General features: G+C 33.0%; 19 protein-coding genes. 4 read left to right on the top strand and 15 right to left on the bottom strand.

What is annotated here, in order from left to right; translation table 11 throughout:
* Positions 1 to 26: 26 nt before the first annotated feature.
* Positions 27 to 1091: an AI-2E family transporter gene (locus tag OZP06_RS13555; RefSeq protein WP_269222333.1), complete on the bottom strand. Its 1065-nt coding sequence runs from the start codon at positions 1089 to 1091 to the stop codon at positions 27 to 29.
* A gap of 207 nt (positions 1092 to 1298) precedes the next feature.
* On the opposite strand from OZP06_RS13555, the gene OZP06_RS13560 reads away from it, so the two are divergent.
* Positions 1299 to 1709, top strand: coding sequence for an OsmC family peroxiredoxin (locus OZP06_RS13560; protein ID WP_269222334.1), 411 nt, complete (start codon positions 1299 to 1301; stop codon positions 1707 to 1709).
* A gap of 153 nt (positions 1710 to 1862) precedes the next feature.
* On the opposite strand, the gene OZP06_RS13565 is transcribed toward OZP06_RS13560, so the two are convergent.
* The 6 genes from OZP06_RS13565 to OZP06_RS13590 all read right to left on the bottom strand — a co-directional run bounded on the left by OZP06_RS13565 (position 1863) and on the right by OZP06_RS13590 (position 6808).
* On the bottom strand, positions 1863 to 2294 hold the full coding sequence (locus OZP06_RS13565; protein ID WP_269222335.1) for a hypothetical protein: 432 nt from the start codon (positions 2292 to 2294) through the stop codon (positions 1863 to 1865).
* A gap of 44 nt (positions 2295 to 2338) precedes the next feature.
* On the bottom strand, positions 2339 to 2959 hold the full coding sequence (locus tag OZP06_RS13570) for a hypothetical protein (RefSeq protein ID WP_269222336.1): 621 nt from the start codon (positions 2957 to 2959) through the stop codon (positions 2339 to 2341).
* Positions 2910 to 3896 carry an aldo/keto reductase gene (locus OZP06_RS13575; RefSeq protein ID WP_269222337.1) on the bottom strand — a complete coding sequence of 329 codons (987 nt, stop codon included), beginning with the start codon at positions 3894 to 3896 and terminating at the stop codon, positions 2910 to 2912. Before OZP06_RS13575 ends, OZP06_RS13570 begins: the two co-directional genes overlap by 50 nt.
* Positions 3897 to 4286: 390 nt before the next feature.
* Complete coding sequence (gene cysM / locus OZP06_RS13580) at positions 4287 to 5174, bottom strand: cysteine synthase CysM (protein WP_281323833.1); 888 nt, start codon at positions 5172 to 5174, stop codon at positions 4287 to 4289.
* Between the two features lies 1 nt (position 5175).
* A complete protein-coding gene (epsC, locus tag OZP06_RS13585; protein WP_269222338.1) occupies positions 5176 to 5967 on the bottom strand; it encodes a serine O-acetyltransferase EpsC in 792 nt (263 codons plus the stop codon).
* Positions 5968 to 6124: 157 nt separating this feature from the next.
* A complete protein-coding gene (locus OZP06_RS13590) occupies positions 6125 to 6808 on the bottom strand; it encodes an SGNH/GDSL hydrolase family protein (RefSeq protein ID WP_269222339.1) in 684 nt (227 codons plus the stop codon).
* A gap of 168 nt (positions 6809 to 6976) precedes the next feature.
* On the opposite strand from OZP06_RS13590, the gene OZP06_RS13595 reads away from it, so the two are divergent.
* Entirely contained in the window at positions 6977 to 8245 is a 1269-nt protein-coding gene (locus tag OZP06_RS13595) for a divalent metal cation transporter (RefSeq protein WP_269222340.1), read from the top strand.
* A gap of 109 nt (positions 8246 to 8354) precedes the next feature.
* On the opposite strand, the gene OZP06_RS13600 is transcribed toward OZP06_RS13595, so the two are convergent.
* Positions 8355 to 9515, bottom strand: coding sequence for a histidine decarboxylase (locus OZP06_RS13600; RefSeq protein WP_281240152.1), 1161 nt, complete (start codon positions 9513 to 9515; stop codon positions 8355 to 8357).
* 154 nt (positions 9516 to 9669) lie between these two features.
* Between OZP06_RS13600 and OZP06_RS13605 the strand changes: the two genes are divergently transcribed.
* Positions 9670 to 10122, top strand: a complete 453-nt coding sequence (locus OZP06_RS13605; RefSeq protein WP_281323834.1) for an Lrp/AsnC family transcriptional regulator — start codon at positions 9670 to 9672, stop codon at positions 10120 to 10122.
* Between the two features lie 56 nt (positions 10123 to 10178).
* On the opposite strand, the gene cysK is transcribed toward OZP06_RS13605, so the two are convergent.
* The 5 genes from cysK to truA all read right to left on the bottom strand — a co-directional run bounded on the left by cysK (position 10179) and on the right by truA (position 16359).
* A complete protein-coding gene (gene cysK / locus OZP06_RS13610; protein WP_269222342.1) occupies positions 10179 to 11093 on the bottom strand; it encodes a cysteine synthase A in 915 nt (304 codons plus the stop codon).
* Between the two features lie 205 nt (positions 11094 to 11298).
* Positions 11299 to 12687, bottom strand: a complete 1389-nt coding sequence (gene lpdA, locus OZP06_RS13615) for a dihydrolipoyl dehydrogenase (protein WP_281240371.1) — start codon at positions 12685 to 12687, stop codon at positions 11299 to 11301.
* A gap of 374 nt (positions 12688 to 13061) precedes the next feature.
* Positions 13062 to 13646: a hypothetical protein gene (locus OZP06_RS13620; protein WP_269222343.1), complete on the bottom strand. Its 585-nt coding sequence runs from the start codon at positions 13644 to 13646 to the stop codon at positions 13062 to 13064.
* Between the two features lie 132 nt (positions 13647 to 13778).
* Positions 13779 to 15533, bottom strand: coding sequence for an ABC transporter ATP-binding protein (locus OZP06_RS13625; RefSeq protein ID WP_281240149.1), 1755 nt, complete (start codon positions 15531 to 15533; stop codon positions 13779 to 13781).
* 85 nt (positions 15534 to 15618) lie between these two features.
* Positions 15619 to 16359: a tRNA pseudouridine(38-40) synthase TruA gene (gene truA / locus OZP06_RS13630; RefSeq protein ID WP_281323835.1), complete on the bottom strand. Its 741-nt coding sequence runs from the start codon at positions 16357 to 16359 to the stop codon at positions 15619 to 15621.
* A 260-nt stretch (positions 16360 to 16619) separates the two neighbouring features.
* Between truA and OZP06_RS13635 the strand changes: the two genes are divergently transcribed.
* Entirely contained in the window at positions 16620 to 17117 is a 498-nt protein-coding gene (locus OZP06_RS13635; RefSeq protein WP_281323836.1) for a metallophosphoesterase family protein, read from the top strand.
* Here the strand turns inward: OZP06_RS13635 and OZP06_RS13640 are convergent.
* Positions 17114 to 18817 (bottom strand): tetratricopeptide repeat-containing sensor histidine kinase, encoded by a 1704-nt coding sequence (locus tag OZP06_RS13640; protein WP_281240146.1) that lies wholly within the window; start codon positions 18815 to 18817, stop codon positions 17114 to 17116. The two genes, OZP06_RS13635 and OZP06_RS13640, sit on opposite strands and share 4 nt — an antisense overlap.
* Before the next feature lie 51 nt (positions 18818 to 18868).
* On the bottom strand, positions 18869 to 19531 hold the full coding sequence (locus tag OZP06_RS13645; protein WP_269224618.1) for a response regulator transcription factor: 663 nt from the start codon (positions 19529 to 19531) through the stop codon (positions 18869 to 18871).
* Positions 19532 to 19660: the final 129 nt, after the last annotated feature.

The following is a 19660-nucleotide window of genomic DNA, read 5'->3' on the forward strand; positions in this document are numbered from 1 at the left end:
TTATTTGAATATTGCCATTGTAATTACTATTGAAATTGTTTCCCATCACTAAGTAACAACGATAATGATTTTAGACCTTCTGTTCGGTCGGCTATTAATTTTACAATACTAATAAAAGGAATGAAAAGAATCATTCCGGCTGCTCCCCAAAGAATGCCACCAGCAATAATCATAATTAATACAGCGAGTGTGTTAATCTTCAAGCGACTTCCTACGGCGTAAGGAAAAATAATGTAAGCTTCCAGTACTTGTACCAATGTGAAGACCGCAATCACTCCCAATGGATACCAAATAGAATTAAAAGTAATCCAAGCTACTGTAATTGGCAAAAGCGACGAAACCATAATACCAACGTAAGGAATGAAAGTTAGTATGGAAGCGGTAAACCCAAAAAGAAAGGGATAAGGAACGCCAATAATAGCAAGTCCGATACTATTCAAAATTCCTACTATTATGTAAACGACAAGCATTCCTTTTATGAATTTGTAGTATTCATGAATCGTTTCAACAATGATTTCGTGAATCATTTCTGTTTTATCCAATGGGAAAAGATGGTACAATGCCTCAACCAATAATTGACGATAAAACAATATCAATGCTGAAAAAACAGGAACAATTAAAAGATAAAATAATGATTCTGATAAAGAATAGAGTGTGTCTTTAAGTAAAGAAAATATTTGCGAACCAGAGTTGTTAAGTGCATTTTTAATATAACTCAATTGTTTTTCTTCGTTTATACCAAATTGATCGGTTAGAAATATACTCAGCTGGTTTAGAGTTCCCTCTAATTTTGTTTCTAAACTTTGCCATTCATTAGAAAATTCCAAAATTTGGGAGAATAAAAGAAAGAATAGGGATGCCAACAAAAAGGTTACCGCAATTAAAGAAATTCCAATTGCTAGATTAAAGTTAATTCCTTTCCGTTCCATCCATTTGCAAACTGGGTAAAGTATAAGACTTATAAGCAGTGCAAAACTCAATGGAATAAATAGTGATCTTCCAAAATACATAAGAACTACAGCAATAAATAAATATTGTAAAATTTCAAGGGTCGTTCCTTTTTTAGAGGGGGATATTTGAATTTTTGCCATTTGAATTTTGTTTTAACAGCTGAGATAAATGTATTAGTAATGTGCTTCATAAAGAACTTACATACAATATACAAAAAAAAACAGGAAGACTTTTTTATTTGATCAAAATCATTATTAAATATTAGTTAAATAAATAAGTTTTGAAACTTTTTTTTTCAATTTACAACTAAATTTGAGTAAGCTAAAAACTATAAATTAAATAGATATATGAAAAGAAATGCAACCGCAGTTTGGAATGGCTCACTGAAAGAAGGAGCCGGTAAATTAACCACACAAAGTAAAACTTTAGACAATACGCAATATTCATTCAAATCCCGATTTGAGGAAGGAGTAGGCACCAATCCCGAAGAACTTGTTGCCGCTGCACATGCGGGATGTTTTACCATGCAGCTTACTGCTTTTATTGGTGAAACGAGTGCTGTAATTGAAAGCATAGAAACGAAATGCGATATCAATTTGGTAGAAGGAACAATTATTGGTTCTCATTTAACGGTAAATGCCAAAATAAGTGGCATATCCAATGAAACGTTCCAAGAATTAGTAACTAAAGCAGAAAAAAATTGCCCGATTTCTAAACTTTTCACAGCCGAAATCACGACAACAGCTACTTTGGCTTAAAAAATGCAACTTTGAGTTTAACCTCAAGGAACGCAAAAGGAAAATATGTTTTATGATAAAAAAGCGCAATGAAAGCAAAGTTTTGTGTTCATTGCGCTTTAATTTTTTTACAATCTTTATGGTTGTATTATAGTAAAGCTATTTATTAAAAGGTTATTCTTTCTTCTTAATCAATTCGTAGTTCACAATGGATAAAGTATAAAAAAAGGAATCAGCAGTAATTTTACCTAAAATAATTCCAACGAAATAATTCCCTGTCAGGATTGGCATCCAATACATGCAAAACGGTCGGATAAAAAAGAAATCTAGTGCCGCAGGATAACCAAATTCGAGAAATAAATTTCGGATTAAGTACAAAATCCCCTTTAGAGTCGTTTTGTCATTGTGGAGTTTATGCCTTCTATATGACCTGTAAATCATAACGCCATAAAAAGCAAAATATTCGGCAAATGTTATTAGATAGGCTGTAACCAATCCACTAAAAATTCTACTGAATTGTGAAGCAATCAAAGCGGCGGTGGTAGCGGCTAACTCTGAATATTTATAGCGATCGAACCACTCTTTGAAATTGGCTTTATTGAACATTTATTTGTATTTTTTTTAGAGAATTAGAATAAAGGTTTTAGTTTTTAAACCTTTCTAATAAATAATTTGTTTTTGGCTAATGCCATTAAAGTAATGATGAGGCTAATAAAATATAGTGTAGTTAAAATGCTCTTTAAAACCGTAAATACACTTGTGATTTGAACTTTAAATTCACTAATATTTGGGTATATTCTTAACATGCTTATGATTCCGGAATTTTCGCAGTAATCAAAAAATCCTGAAAACAATGGAATCAAACAAAAATAGAATAACCAACTGTCTAGCTTTCCTAATTGGTTTAGAAAAAAGGCGAGTACCAAACAGGAACTAATTCCAAAAAGCAAAGGATATATCAAATCTAACGGAAGTTGATGATACAAATATACATCTCTTCCGACCGTTCCCAAAGTGTTAAAAAGCGTGTTGACATATTGCGTATCATAACCCGTTGGCATCATATCGAGAATTTTCATTCCACCAGAATAGTGCATTATTTCAGGAATGGTTACGATAAGCATTAGGGCGTAGACGATATTACAAAGTATAAAAAGCAATAATACAGTCTTACCATTTATATTTCTTTTGATGAATTCTCTCATAGTTCCTTTTGATGAATTACCAAAGCTGATGTACTTGCGGTTTGATGTATTGCTCGTAAATGGCATTCATTGCAGCAATTTTTTCCGGAGTTAGTTTTGGTAAATCATACAACGAAAGATTAGATACAACGTGACTTTGCTTGGATGCACCTGGAATAATACAACTTATTTCATTAAAACTCAGAATCCATTGCAGTGCGATAGGTGCCAAGTTTGAAGCTTCAGGAAATAATGCTTTTAATTCTTCCACGGCTTTTAAACCCAACTCATAATTAATACCAGAGAACGTTTCTCCTTTGTCAAAAGCAGCTCCATCACGATTGAAGTTTCGGTGATCTTGTGCGTCGAAAGTAGAATTAGCATCAAATTTACCAGTTAATAATCCGCTGGCCAAAGGTACTCTGGCAATAATTCCAATGTCTTTTTTTTGAGCTTCCTTAAAAAATAATTCTGATGGACGCTGACGAAAGAGATTGAATATAATTTGAACGGTAGTTACATTAGAATATTCGATAGCTTTTAATGCTTCTTCCACTTTTTCTACACTAACACCCAAATTCAAAATCTTTCCCTGATCTTTCAATCGGTCAAACATTTCAAAAATTTCTGGACGGTAGAATACTTGGTTGGGAGGACAATGCAACTGAATAAGAGCGATTGTTTCCAATCCCATTCTTTTCAAACTGTCTTCTACAAATTTTTGCAAAACTTTGGGCTGATATCCTTCATTTATATGTGGATTGATGTGTCTGCCACATTTTGTCGCTACATAAATACGTTCAGAACGGGAACGAACCACTCTTCCTACAGCAGTTTCACTCATTCCGTTTTCGTAAACATCGGCGGTGTCAATAAAATTCACTCCGTTATCAATGGCGGTATTGATCAATTCGTCTGCGGTTTTGTCATTAAAGGGAGAACCCCATTTTCCGCCCACTTGCCATGTTCCAAGTGCTATTTCTGAAATATTGAAATTGGTTTTTCCTAGTTTACGATAGTTCATTTTTTCTTTTTTTAAGTTTCTGAGAGACTAAGTTTCTAAGACACTGAGGTTTTTTCTAAAATATTGGATGGTAATTTCCGCTTAATTCTATAAACAACAGCATTTGTTTACTATTTTTCGACCATATAAGTCATATAAGTTTTCTTTTTTAAGAAAGCGCATAAAATTAAGTTCATTTAAGTCAAAGCTCGTAGTCGGATCAAGGGTTTTAACTTATATTCTCTTTAGGGTGCTCGCTTAAAGCACAGTAAAAAATAACTTATATGGCTTATATGGTTAAAATTTAATGCTGTTAATCATAGAATAAAGCCGTAATTTTTAAATTTTTGAGATTAATAAGTCAAAAAAAAACTTAGCAACTTAGTCTCTCAGGAACATAGCAACTTGTTCTTAATCAAATAAATCCGAAGATAAATAACGGTCTCCGCGGTCACAGATAATGGCAACTACCACTCCAGATTCCAATTGATTGGCGATTTTTACGGCGACTGCCACCGATCCTCCGCTGCTCATGCCTGCAAATATACCTTCTTCTTGGGCTAATTTTTTGGTCATTTCGCGTGCTTCTTTTTCGCTGACATCAAGAGTAATATCTACTTTTGAGGCATCAAAAATTTTGGGTAAATATTCTTGCGGCCATTTTCGAATACCCGGAATTTGTGAGCCCTCACTCGGTTGTGCCCCTATGATTTGAATATTTGGATTCTTTTCTTTCAAGTATGTTGAGGTTCCTATAATAGTTCCCGTTGTTCCCATTGCCGATACAAAATGAGTTACCGTTCCATCAGTGTCATTCCATATTTCAGGTCCCGTGGTTTTGTAATGCGCTTTCCAATTGTCATCATTGGCGAATTGATTCAACATCACATAACCGCCTTCGGCTACTTTTTTATCGGCATAATCTCTTGAACCTATTATTCCCAAACTAGCAGGAGTTTGAATAACCGTTGCGCCATAAGCTTGCATGGTTTGTGTACGCTCAATAGTGGAGTCTTCAGGTAAAACCAATTCGATTTCTATGTTGAATAATTGCGCTATCATAGCTAGAGCAATCCCGGTATTTCCACTCGTAGCTTCAATTAATTTATCTCCTTTTTTGATATCGCCTCTTTCAACAGCAGAGGCAATCATATTGTAAGCGGCACGGTCTTTTACACTTCCGCCAGGATTATCTCCTTCGAGTTTCAATAAGAGTTTTACATTTTTGTTTTTAATTAAGCGGGTTGTTTCTACTAGTGGAGTATTTCCGATTAATTCTACTAATTTAAAGGTCTTCATTTTACTTCTTCTCTTTTATTTTAACTTCGGTTGTAGTGGTATTCAACACGATTGAATCAGCAGGAATTGACTTGGTTACCCATGAATTTCCACCTACAATACTATTTTTGCCAATGATTGTCGTTCCACCCAATATCGTAGCATTGGCATAAAGACAAACGTTTTTCTCGACTGTAGGATGCCTTTTGGAATTTTTCATGTCTTTGCTCACACTTAATGCTCCCAAAGTTACACCTTGGTATATTTTTACATTTTTTTCGATAACAGCGGTTTCACCAATAACGATTCCAGTAGCATGATCAATAAAGAAAGGCGATGCAATTGTTGCTCCAGCGTGAATATCTGTACCTGTAATACGATGTGCATATTCGCTCATTAATCTTGAAAAAAGCATCAAATCCAACAAATATAGTTCGTGACTTAATCTGTAAATCGCTATGGCATAAAATCCTGGATAAGCAAGATAAATTTCTTCAATCCCATTCGATGCGGGGTCATTTTCTAAGATGTAAGAAGCATCTTTGTTTAAGTTTTCAAGTACGGAAGGGAGTTTTTCTAAAAATTTATCCCAAGCAGAATCACAAGAATCATGTGCTTTTTTGCAAGCAATAGACGCAATCTCTTTAAATTGTTTTTCTAATTCGTTAATGCTTTCATCTAGTGGTGCATTAGAATCGAATAAGGTGTAAAACAGTTTCTCGGTAAAGGCTTCTGTTTTGGTCTTTATGCTATAATTGATAGTAAAATGACTTTTAGAGGCACTAATATTTTGAACAATCAGATCTTTGGTCATGATTATGAAATTGAATTGTTATTTTGAAGGGATAAAAGTAAGGTGTTTTTCAGGAAAAACAGCAATGATTGCTTAAAGAATTAACCTAACATCTATCGAATAAAGGAAGTTTGTATTGCAGTAGCATAATCATTATTTTTTAGAAAATTATATCATATTATTTGTGTTTTGCCAATTTTTTTCGAACGATATTCTCCATTATAAGGTATCCTTCTTTATTGGGATGAACTCCATCTTCACTATAAATGGATTTTAAACCTTTTTGGTCATCGACCATTGCCGAATAATAATCTACATAGTCAATATGGTTCGCTTTGGCATATTGTATTATCATTGTATTTAATGCTTCAATTTTTGCAGCAGGATTCATTCCTTTTTTCCATGGGTAATCAAAGGCAGGAAGAATAGAACAAAGAATTACTTTTATGTTATTTGCATGCGCCAATTCGCACATTGATATGATATTTCCTAGAATGGTTTGGAGCGTTATAGGTCCAGTATTTTCTGCGATATCATTGGTTCCAGCCAAAATTAAAACAATTTTGGGTTTTAGTTCAATAACATCGGGTCTAAAACGCAATAGCATTTGTGATGTTGTTTGTCCACTTATTCCTCGATTGATATATGGAGCACTACTAAAGAATTCTGGAGAAATTGTTTCCCAGCCTTCAGTAATGGAATCGCCAAAAAAGACAATTCTATTTTCTCCAGATACAGGAGTTGTAAGTATAGTGTTTTCGTTTTTGTATTTGTTTAGATTTGCCCAATCTTGTGCTTTTGCTTTTCCTGCCATGATAATTATAAAAAGGGATAGTAGATATTTAAATTTAAATTTTTTCATTTATTCTTGCTTAAGGATTTATTCAAATTATAAACTAATATACATTATATTTTGTTTGAATTGAAATAAAATTGGAATCAAAGATCTATCGTTTAAAATGTGTAAATTAGCATGATAGTTCTGACTATAAGTTGGTTAAATTGTTTTTTGAAATTGTAAAATCGTATAATGTATAATCGAAAAGGATTAAAAAATAGAATTTCTCATTTTTGGCGATTAATCGGGCCAGGACTTGTAACGGGTGCCAGCGACGATGATCCTTCCGGAATTGCTACATACTCTCAGGCGGGTGCAGCTTACGGTCTTGCCACTTTATGGACATCAATTGTTGCTTTCCCGTTGATGGCGGCTATTCAGCAAATGTGCGCTCGAATTGGTTTGGTAACCAGTCAAGGTTTAACTGGGACATTAAAGAAAAGTTATCCAAGACCCGTTTTGTATTTAATGTTATTGTTTAGTTTTCCTGCTATCATTATGAATATTGGCGCTGATATTGCTGGAATGGGAGCGGTTGGTAACTTGCTTTTTCCAGCTATTGATGCTTCTTTTTTTAGTGTATTTTTTACAATTTTGCTTTTGGGACTCATTATTTATTTGCCTTATCAAAAAATAGCCTCAGTCCTTAAATATTTATGTATTGTAATGTTGGTTTATTTTATCGTTCCTTTTTTATACAAACAAGATTTTGTAGCTATTATGAAAGCTACTTTTGTTCCAAGTATTAAATGGAACAAGGATTTTATTGCTATTCTTGTTGGTATTTTAGGGACAACTATTTCTCCTTATCTATTTTTCTGGCAAGCTTCTGTTGAAGTTGAGGAAATGAAACATAAGAGGAAACATTTGATGGTAAATAAAAAAATTATCCATGAAATGAAGCAGGATGTCGATTTTGGAATGACGTTTTCTGGATTGGTGATGTATTTTATCATTCTAACAACTGGTACAGTTTTGTTCAAAGGAGGAGTTCATCAAATTGATACAGTAGAACAAGCTGCACAAGCTTTGAAACCTTTGGCAGGTAATATGGCATACTTGCTTTTTGCAATAGGTGTGATAGGAACTGGGCTTATTGCAATTCCAGTATTGAGTGGTTCATTGTCTTATATTTTTACTGAAACTTTTGGGTGGGAAGAAGGATTGGATAAAAAATTTCATGAAGCAAAAGGATTTTATATCATTATTGCGATCTCATTATTGCTGGGTTTATCGCTTAATTATATTGGAATATCACCAGTCAAAGCACTAATTTATACAGCAATTTTATACGGACTGACAGCTCCCGTTTTAATTGCCATCATTTTACATGTTTCCAATAATAAAAAAATTATGGGTGAATTTGTGAATGGTTGGATAGCTAATGTTTTAGGATTTGTTGCTTTGATTATCATGACATTGGCTGCAAGCTTATTAATATATTTTCAATTTGTGGATTAATATTTAATAAAAAAGCCACAAATTGATTAAGATAAATTCAATTTGTGACTGGATTTTAGAATTAAAAATAAATAAGTAGGATGAAATTTTTTTGGAATCATTTAGAATTCTAAAAACTAAATTCCATTATTTCTTCCGGGTTTTCAATACAATTTTCAATATCGTTTATAAAAAGGTCAATTTGGTTTTTTGTTACATTGGGCATGCAAATAATATGTGAGATATCACCTTCTGTAGCCAATTGCCATTTTGTTTTGACTTCGTCCGTAGTCTTTGGAAAAACAACCGTAATGGCATTTGGATTTCGCCAAGCCGGAATTCCAATATTATTAAGTCTTTGTTCACAATATTTGGCTACTTCTAAGCTGTGTTCATAACGGTTTTTTAAACCATCAACTCCAAGTTTCTTTATAGCATACCATAAAAATAATGGACAATGACCGTTTCTAGACCCAGTAATGGTGGTGTCTAAAGAGCCAATGTAGGATATTCCTTTTGAAATTCGGTCTCTATTGGATCGCTTCGTAATAATAACGCCGGTTGGAATCGGTGAGCCTATAAATTTATGTCCGCTTATCGAAATACTATCTGCTCCATCCTTAAAATCAAAGGGTAAACGAGGTTCCATAAAAGCGCCGTAACTGCCTGATAAGGCTGCGTCACAATGAATATAACTGTCTTGTATGGCTAATCCTTTTAGAATGTTTCTAATTTTTGAAACATCATCTTTGGCTTCTTTCATAGTTGTACCAAAAGTAGTAAGTACAATGGCGGGTTTGTGGCGATTCATTTTTAGGGTGTTTTCAAAATCGACATAATCGATCTCCCCATTTTCTTGAGAACGGATTACAATACTTGGAATATTGAGTAAATGAATGTTTTTGCGAACACTATAATGAGTCGACTCCGAGTAATAAACCATAGCTTTTGGGTACAATTCTCGAGCGAGATACAATCCGTATAAATTACTCTCCGATCCGCCATTGGTGACATAGCCCCAATAGTCTTTTGGATTGGCACGAAATAATTTTGCAAAAAAGCCAACCACCTCTCTTTCCAATTCATGGGTTTGTACTTTATAGGTACAATCCTCAAAAGGATCGCCGAGATTATTGATTGGATATTTAAAAAAATGATTGATTTCCGAATAGTCAAAATCTTTGGATACTGGATAACCCAAGAAATTATCTCTGGCATTTTCTATGTATTGATTTAGCTCGAATAATCGTTGATTGTCTTGTGGTGATAATGATTCTGAAACAGGTAGCATTGTATTATATTTTACCGTAAATGTAGTTTTAATGATTTAAAAAAACTTTATATGTTGTCGTTTTCAAAATATAATTCTAGATTTGTATATAAAAACAGTTTTTATGAATTGTATTTGATATTTGTAGTTTTTTAAACCATATAATTATTCTGAAATGGATGCCATAGACAAAAAAATTTTGATGCTTTTGCAGCAAGATGCGAAACAAAATACCAAAGAAATTGCAGAGAAAGTGGGCTTGTCTGTTTCGCCTACGTTTGAGAGAATTAAAAAGTTGGAGCAAAAAAAATATATTCAGAAATATGTGGCTTTGCTGGATGCTACCAAAATTGGAAAATCTATCAGTGTGTATTGTCAAGTGACTTTAGCAATACATTCCCGGGAATTGATAGATGATTTTAAACAACATATTCTTGTATTGCCAGAAGTTACAGGCTGTTTTCACGTTTCGGGTAATTATGATTTTTTATTGAAAGTAGCTGTCAATGATATGAATGAATACCAAAAGTTTGTCATCGATAAATTATCGGTTATCAAAGGGATTTCTAACGTGCAAAGTTCTTTTGTAATGGAAGAAATAAAAAACGATTTTGCTTTTAATTTGTAAAACAAAAAAAACCGACTTGCTTTCACAAATCGGTTTGTTGTTGGGGTTTTAATTTTTTATTCAAATAAACCTTCAATGCTCAAATAGCGTTCTCCAGTGTCATAACAAAAAGTTAGTATTTTGGAATCGGATGGAATCTCTTTTAGTTTTTTGGCAACCGCTGCTAGCGAAGCTCCAGAAGAAATTCCCAGAAGAATACCCTCTTCTTTGGCTGCTCTTTGTGTAAATTCAAATGCCTCGTCTTTGCTTACTTGAATCGTTCCGTCAAGAATTGAAGTATGTAAATTGGTTGGGATAAAACCAGCGCCAATTCCTTGAATAGGGTGAGGTGAAGGGGCTCCACCACTGATGACAGGAGAGGCTTCAGGTTCTACAGCAAAAACTTTTAGGTTTGGAAATTTTTGTTTTAGTATTTCGGCGCAACCAGTAATATGTCCGCCAGTACCAACACCAGTTATTAAATAATCTAAACCATTTGGAAAGGCTTTAATGATTTCTTGAGCTGTTGTGGTTTTGTGGATGTCGATATTTGCTGGGTTTTCAAATTGTAGAGGAGACCAAGCTTGTGGAATTTCGGCTGTTAATTCTTGTGCTTTTTCAATGGCTCCTTTCATTCCTTTTTCGCGAGGTGTAAGAACAAACTCAGCACCGTAAATACTCATCAAACGACGTCTTTCAATAGACATAGACTCTGGCATTACCAAGATTAATCGGTACCCTTTTACAGCAGCAACCATTGCTAAACCTATTCCTGTGTTTCCAGATGTAGCCTCGATTATGGTACTCCCTTTTTGTAAAAATCCTTTTTGCTCGGCATCTTCTATCATCGATAATGCGATTCTATCTTTGATACTGGCGCCTGGATTTGTTTTCTCTAGTTTTACCCAAACATTTGCGTTTGGACCAAATAATTTATTGATTTTTACGTGTGGTGTATTACCAATAGTTTCTAATATGTTGTTGTGTACCATGTTTGTATATTTTATTTGAGTAAATATATGATAGAAAATGTTATTTTCAAAATTATAAATATATTAATTCTATAAAAATTATAGAGATTTACTTGTAAAAATACCCCGATCTAAAATATTTTCTATCGGGGTATTTTTTGTTTATATGTTTTGTAGTAGTATATATTTGAAATCCAATGTAGTGAATATCAAAAGGACTACTATTTTACAAGTGAATCACTTCTCCATAAGCATCAGCAACGGCTTCCATAACTGCTTCACTCATAGTTGGGTGAGGGTGAATTGATTTTAGGATTTCATGTCCAGTTGTTTCCAATTTACGTGCAACAACTGCTTCAGCAATCATATCGGTAACACCTGCACCAATCATGTGACATCCTAACCATTCGCCGTATTTGGCATCAAAAATTACTTTTACAAAACCATCTGGAGTTCCAGCAGCTTTTGCTTTTCCTGAAGCAGAGAATGGGAATTTACCAATTTTTAATTCATATCCTTTTTCTTTGGCTTGTTTTTCTGTTAATCCAACAGAAGCAATTTCGGGAGTGGCATACGTACATCCAGGAACATTTCCGTAATCAATAGGATCAACGTGTAAACCTGCAATTTTTTCCACACAGTTAATTCCTTCAGCCGAAGCTACGTGAGCCAAAGCTTGACCTGGTGTAACATCTCCAATAGCATAATATCCTGGAATGTTTGTTTGGTTGTATGCATTTACCAAGATTTTGTCTCTATCGGTAGCAATACCCACTTCTTCTAATCCTATGTTTTCGATGTTGGTTTTGATACCTACAGCTGATAATAAAATGTCAGCTTCCAAAACTTCTTCACCTTTTGCTGTTTTAACAAACGCTTTTACTCCAGTACCAGTAGTATCAATACGTTCAACAGATGAGTTGGTCATGATTTTGATACCCGCTTTTTTCAAAGAACGCTCAAATTGTTTTGAAATGTCTTCGTCTTCTACAGGAACTACGTTTGGCATAAATTCTACAATAGTTACATCCGTTCCCATTGAGTTATAAAAATGTGCAAATTCTACTCCAATAGCTCCAGAGCCTACAATGATCATCGATTTTGGTTGAGTTGGTAATGTCATTGCTTGACGGTAACCAATTACTTTAATACCATCTTGAGGTAAGTTTGGTAATTCACGAGAGCGAGCTCCAGTAGCAATGATAATGTGGTCGGCACTGTATTCAGTTACTTTTCCGTCTTTATCAGTAACGTCTAGTTTTTTACCAGCTTTTAGCTTTCCAAAACCATCAATAACGTCAATTTTATTTTTTTTCATCAAGAATTGAACTCCTTTGCTCATTCCTTCGGCAACTCCACGACTACGTTGCACTACTGCAGGGAAGTCTTTGTCAAATGATGAAACAGTCAATCCGTAATCAGAAGCATGCTTTAAATAATCAAAAACTTGAGCCGATTTTAATAATGCTTTAGTTGGAATACATCCCCAGTTTAAACATACGCCACCAAGGTTTTCTTTTTCTACTACGGCAACTTTAAATCCTAATTGTGAGGCTCTAATTGCGGTAACATATCCTCCAGGGCCACTTCCTAAAACTATAATATCGTATTTCATTTTGTATTTGTTATTAATTAATAAAAATGGAACATGAATACCACGTTTCATTTTAATGTTTATTTAAAATAATAAATTGAGAGTGCGAATTTAAGGATTTATTTGATTATTGAAAAATTTAGTTAGGACAAAGTTTTTCTCTATTTTTTGATAGATCTGACTTTGATTTTTTATTTTCGAAATAGTAGTAGATTTCGTTTTCAATAATTGTAGAATATACTTTTGGTTATAAATTATAATAATTGGAAACTTGTGAAATTATAAACAAGTGAAGGAATTTTTTATATAGAAAAAATAACTATAGGTTGCTTGTGGAGATAACATCGATCGTTAATTGTTTAAAAACTAATAATTAATTTCACCCAACGGTATAATTAAATCTTTACATGTCCCCAATTTTCACCAGATGCAATACGTCTGATTTGCATTTCGCTTACACCAAATTGTTTGGCAATCATTTTTAGGCGTGTTTTTTGTTCTGGTCGAGATAAAATCGTTTTGATTAACATGACTTTGGTAATCGTTAATTTTCTTCCGTCAGCTTTTAAGTTGTGTTCGATTAGATCTTTTCTGGCCTGAATTATTTTTGGACTCTTATTCCTGTGTTCAATCATTTCAGCTCTGGTAGCCCAACGTAAATTATTGACATCATCGTTATTACGACTGTAGTCTAAATGTAATACATACGTTTGATCCTCAGATTGTTTCGGAATAAAATATTGCGCTACTAGTTTATATAGAAATAAACATTTGCTACTCCTTTTGCCGTCTCTTTTTATTTGGTATGAAAAAGTTGGATAACCATCACTTATAGATCCTTTTAAAAGACGACAATCTTCCATGTTTTCTGAAAAGCTAATTAATCGTCCTTTATTTGAAATAGCATGTCGAAGTTTCAAAGGATATTCAATTTCTATTTCTTTAAATTTTTCGTTTGGGTAAATTCTAATTTGTGGCATTTGAATTTGAATTTAGATATTCAAAGATATTTAAATAAAAGTATTTAATGTGTTAATTGATTGTTTGTTAGGTTTTTCTTTGGAGTTTTGATGAGATAATTGCAGATAATAAGGTAATTTTCTTAATTTAAATTAATTGGCAACCGAAAACTGCGAATCATACAAGTTTTTGTAATATCCTTTTTCTTGGTTGATTAATTCCTGATGCGTTCCTTGTTCTACAATGAGTCCTTTGTCCATAACTACAATTTTATCAGCATTGACAATGGTAGCCAAACGATGTGCAATAACAATCGATGTTCTTCCTTTGGTAATAGTTTCGGTGGCGCGCTGAATTAATTCTTCCGAATAGGTATCGATTGAAGATGTTGCTTCGTCCAGAATAAGAATGCTCGGATTACTCACATACGCACGCAGGAAAGCTATTAATTGGCGTTGTCCTGAGGATAGCATTACGCCACGTTCCTTTACATCAAAATCATAATTGTCCGGTAAGCTCATGATAAAATCGTGGACTCCTATTTTTTTGGCAGCAGCCAAAACGTGTTCTCTAGTGATTTCAGGATTATTGAGGGTGATATTATTGTAAATGGTATCGGCAAAAAGAAAGACATCCTGCAAAACAACCGCAATTTGCTTGCGCAGCGAACTTAAAGTGTAATTCTCAATATTCTGATTGTCTATAAATATTGAGCCGCTATTGATCTCATAAAAACGATTCAGTAGATTGATTATAGTCGATTTTCCGGCTCCTGTAGAACCTACGATAGCAATAGTCTGACTTGCTTTTACTTCGAGATTGATTCCTTTGATGACTTCTTCATTTGGAATATAGCCAAAATAAACGTTCTCAAAACGGATTTCTCCATTAAATAAAGGAGCTTCAATAGTTCCTGTATCTTGAATTTGGTCTTGCGTATCCAATATGTCAAAAACACGGTTGGCGGCAATCATTCCCAATTGCATCTCGTTGAATTTATCTGCAATTTGGCGCAAAGGATTGAATAACATTCCAATAAACATCGTGTACGAAAATAAATCTCCAAAAGTAGTTGTCGTATCTCCTTGCAAGATATTAAATCCACCATACAAAACGATAAATCCAAGTGTTAATGATGAAATAATATCGGCAATTGGAAAGAAAATTGAGTTGTACAAAATCGTTTTTATCCACGCCCTGTTGTGTTTGTCGTTGATGACTCTGAATTTTTCGGCCTCAATATCTTCGCGATGAAACAGCTGAACTATTTTCATACCCGTCACTCTTTCTTGTACAAAAGAATTCATATTGGCAATTTGTGTTCGTACTTCCTCAAAGGCAACTTGCATCTTTTTTTGAAAGATTCTTGTGATGAAAACTAAAATTGGCATGGCAACAATCACAATCCACGTCAATTTCCAGTTCATATAAAACATAAAAATTAGAACTACTAGCATTTTCATCAAGTCACTGATAATCATAAATAATCCTTGACTAAAAATACGGGCAATCGCTTCAATATCTGATACAGAACGCGTTACAAGTTGACCCACAGGAACCAAATCAAAATATTTCATCCTGAAACTCAAAATATGTTTGAACAGTTTTACTCGAATGTCTTTTACAATATCTTGTCCCAGCCAATTCGCCCAATACACAAAGAAAAATTGAGAGAAAACTTCCAATAAAAGTATAATTCCCATCAAAGTGATATACAGTAATAAACCATTTTGATCTTTGGGTTGAATGTAACTGTCTACCGTCTGTTTCAACAAATAGGGGCGAAGTGCCGCAAATACCGACAGTGAAATGGCAAAAATAATCACACCATTAAAACGCCATTGGTAGGGTTTGGTGTATTTTAATATTCTCTTGAATAATCGAGTATCAAATGCTTTTGCTTTCATTTATTTTTTAGGAGCTATTCCCGCTATCCGCTTGTATTTTTTTATTTTTAAAGAAAAAATAAAAAAGATACCACTTCTATCGGGGCTATGGTGTAATGTAATCGTATGCTATTTTGGTTAAATATAACCCATGTGCCGGAACCGAAAACCCAGCTTTGTCTCTGTTTTTACTTTCGATAATTTTTTCAAAATCATCCAATGTAATTTTGTACAAGCCAATATTAATCAAGGTTCCTACTATGGATCGTACCATGTTTCTTAAAAAACGATTGGCCGAAATGGTGAAAATTAATTTATCATCCTCTTGTTTCCAATAGGCTTCAAATATACTACAATCAAAGGTATTTACATCCGTATTGACCTTGGAAAAACATTGAAAATCGGTATGATTCAGCAATGATTTCGCTGCTTCATTCATTAAATCCAAATCCAATTTTTGATGAAAGTACCAACTTTTCTCTTGAAGAAAAGCATCCTTAAAAGTATTTATATGGTATTCATACGTTCTTTTGGTAGCATCAAAACGACTGTGCGCTTCATTAGCAACTGGTAAAATGGCGTAGATAACAATATCTTTCGGTAAAAAAGAATTCAGTTTGTGTATTGTATTCGGAATATCAAATAGGGTTTCCAAATCAAAATGCGCATACATTTCTTTGGCGTGAACTCCAGTATCTGTTCGGCCTGCACCCATAAGGTTAATCTCGTTGTTGAGAATAACCGAAAAAGCTTTGTTCATTGTTTCTTGTACAGATGCAGCATTGGGCTGGTATTGCCAACCGTGATAATGCGTTCCGTTGTATGCTAGTTTTATAAAATACCTCAAGGTCGAATTTTAAAGTTTAGATTTCAGATTTTTTTGATTGAAATCAGATTTATCATTTGAAGTTGCAAAGATACTTATTAATTTTTTTGTCATGAATAGGCTTTGGAGCAAAGTTTTTTGGATTGAAAACATATTTTTATTTAAAAGAGAATGTCTATTTTTGTCCAAATGCCATAGCCCTGATAGAAGCGGTATCCTTTTTATTTTTTCTTTAAAAATAAAAAGATACAAGCGGATAGCAGGATTAGCTCCTTAGAAATATGAAAAAAATTCTCCTTCTTTCCGATACGCACAGTCATATTGATGACACTATTTTAAAGTATGTTAATCAAGCTGATGAGGTTTGGCATGCTGGTGATATTGGTGATTTAATAGTAACGGATACTATAAAAAAGCTGAAGCCTTTGCGCGCTGTGTACGGGAATATTGATGATAGTCAAGCGCGTTTGGAATTTCCTTTGCACAATCGTTTTTTTTGTGAAGGTGTCGATGTCTGGATTACACACATTGGAGGTTATCCTGGGAAATACAATCCCGCTTTGAAGACTGAAATGTCATTAAATCCTCCAAAGTTGTTTATTTGTGGGCATTCGCATATTCTAAAAGTGATTTTTGATAAGAAGAATAATCTGTTGCACATGAATCCGGGAGCTGCTGGAAAAAGTGGTTTTCATCAAGTGCGAACCATGCTTCGTTTTGAAATAGAGGGTGATGCTATTAAAAATATGGAAATTATAGAGATTGATAAAAAAGCTTAAGGTTGCGGATTGATAAAAGGAATTTTCAAACTAATACTAGTTCCTTTATTGAGTATCGAATTAATATTAAATTCTCCTTTCATATTATTTATTCGAGCTCGGATTTGATTGATTCCAAAGCCTTCTAACAGTTCAAATTGATTGTTTGTAAAACCATTGCCATTGTCTTCGACATTTATGATTAAATGAGATTTTGTCTCATCTATGTTAATTATAGCATATTCGGCATTACTATGTTTAATGATATTATTAATTAATTCTGTGATGATAAAATAAAGTTTCATTTCAAAATCTTCATTGTATCTTTTTTTAATATGAATTGTTGAATTGAAATCTATTTTGAGTTTTGAATTAGAAATTTTTTCACATAAGTCTTCTAAGGCAAAGAGTAATCCAAATCGAACTAGTAGCGAAGGCATTAATTCATGTGATAAATTTCGGATTTGTTTGTGCGCTTCTTCTAGTAATTTTTTGGTCTTTATGACTTCTTCTGTTTGAGTATTTAGATTGGACGAAAAAACATGAAGATGCATGCCTGCTGAAGAAAGTAATGAGCTTATATTATCATGCAAAAACGCAGCAATTTTTTTTCGCTCTAATTCTTGCCCATCAATCGAAGCATTTATTATGTTTTCTTGCACTTTGCTTTGGATGTCTTTGAGTTTATTTTTTTCTTTCAAGCGTACATTTTGTACAAAAAAATAAAAGAAAATACTTAGGCTTAACAGTAAAGCTATAATAACAATTGCTATTTTTTTGTTTTTGGATTGTTGTTCTAGTAGGATATTTTCTTTTGATTTATATGCAGTTTCAATTTTGTCTATTTCTCTTTTATATTGGTCAAGTTCAAGATTAATCCCTATTATATTTGCTTTATTTAGTTTTTCTTCGATGTTTAATTGAGTAGTGATTTCGTTATACTTCAAAAGACAGTTGTAAGCTTTTTGAGGTTCATTATTTTTATTTAAAAATTTTGAATACTCTTGATAAGAATATGATAAATCTGATTTTTCTGTCCCCTTATTTCCGAGTTCTATTGCTTTGTCAAAGTGATATTTTGTTTTTTCTATGTTATTTATGTAGCTATTATAAATGCCATTTAGCATATGCAAAGCTACAATAGTCGAATCATCTCCGTCAATTGATTGGTATTTGTTGATGTAATTTAGGTGAGTTAGGCCTTCTTCAAATTTACCGATGTCAAAAAAAGCCCAAGCTAAATTTAGATTCGTAATAAGTAATTGTTCTCGATCTAAAATTTTTTGACTGTGTAATAATGATTTTTTGTAGTAGTAAATTCCTTTGTTGTACTCTTTTTTGTCAAAACAGTATATGTTACCAAGATTGTTGTAAAATTGATTTTTTAAACAATTATTTTTTGTTTGTTTGGCATGATGTAGTCCTAAATTGTAGTAAAATAAAGCTTTGTTTGGATCTGATAATTCATCAAAATTTGCAGCAATATTTAGGTAAACATTGGCAATTAAGTCGTTGGCTTTTATTTTGTTGGCTTGTTCTAATGCTACCCTTAATTTTAATAAAGAAGCTTCAAATTCTCCATTGTTTAAATTTTTATTAGCGTCTTTTATTAAGGTAGTGATTTCTTTTTTAGAAAGATTTTTTATCTGAGCATGTAAATTTGAACTAAAATAGGTTAGAATTATAATAAAAGTAAATAATCGAAATCTAGTTAAAAACATAAACAGTAATTGCAATGAATAAAAATGAAAAATTAGTTTTTTTTAAAGAAATTATGATATTATCAAATGATTGTTCATGGCATATTTGACAATCCCAATTGTGTTTTTTGCTCTTAATTTTTTCATAATATTCTTTCTGTGTGTTTCTACCGTATTGGTGCTTATGAAAAGTTGTTCGCTTATTTCTTTTCCACTATATTCAAGAGCAATCAAAATGATGATTTCTATTTCACGCTCTGTTAATAATGGATTGACATTGGGTTTATATGTATTTAACTTTGGGTTATTTCTAGTGGCGTTGCTAAAGATTTTTTCTCTAATGGATTCACAAAAATATTCCTCATTATTAGCTACAGCTTGCACGGCTTCGATAATGCTATCGCCAGCACATTGTTTAGTCAAATAACCACTAACTCCCAAATCCATGATTTCTTTGATTAATTTTAAGTCATCATAGCTTGAAAGTATAATTACTTTACACGGAAAACCTTTTTCTGCAAATTCTTTAATTACTTCAATGCCGTCTTTTTCTGGCATACTGATGTCTAGCACCAAAACATCTGCTTTGTTGTTAGTTACATCTTCAAAAATAGTAGTCCCGTTAAGAGAGAAACCTACTACTTCAAAATTTGGGACGGTATGGAGTAAGGTTTGAATTCCGTGGATAATTATTTGATGATCATCTGCGAGGTGAATTCTAATATTCTTTGTCATATTATCAATTACTGTATTCAAATTTATAAAAAAAAAGGTTCTTATTACGTACTAATTTTTTTATTTAACAAATATTCTAAAATTGTTTTTTGAATAAAAAAACCCGAATATTTCATTCGGGTTCTCTTC

Source organism: Flavobacterium sp. IMCC34518 (assembly GCF_027111095.2).
In the GTDB taxonomy this organism is placed as follows: Bacteria; Bacteroidota; Bacteroidia; order Flavobacteriales; family Flavobacteriaceae; genus Flavobacterium; species Flavobacterium praedii.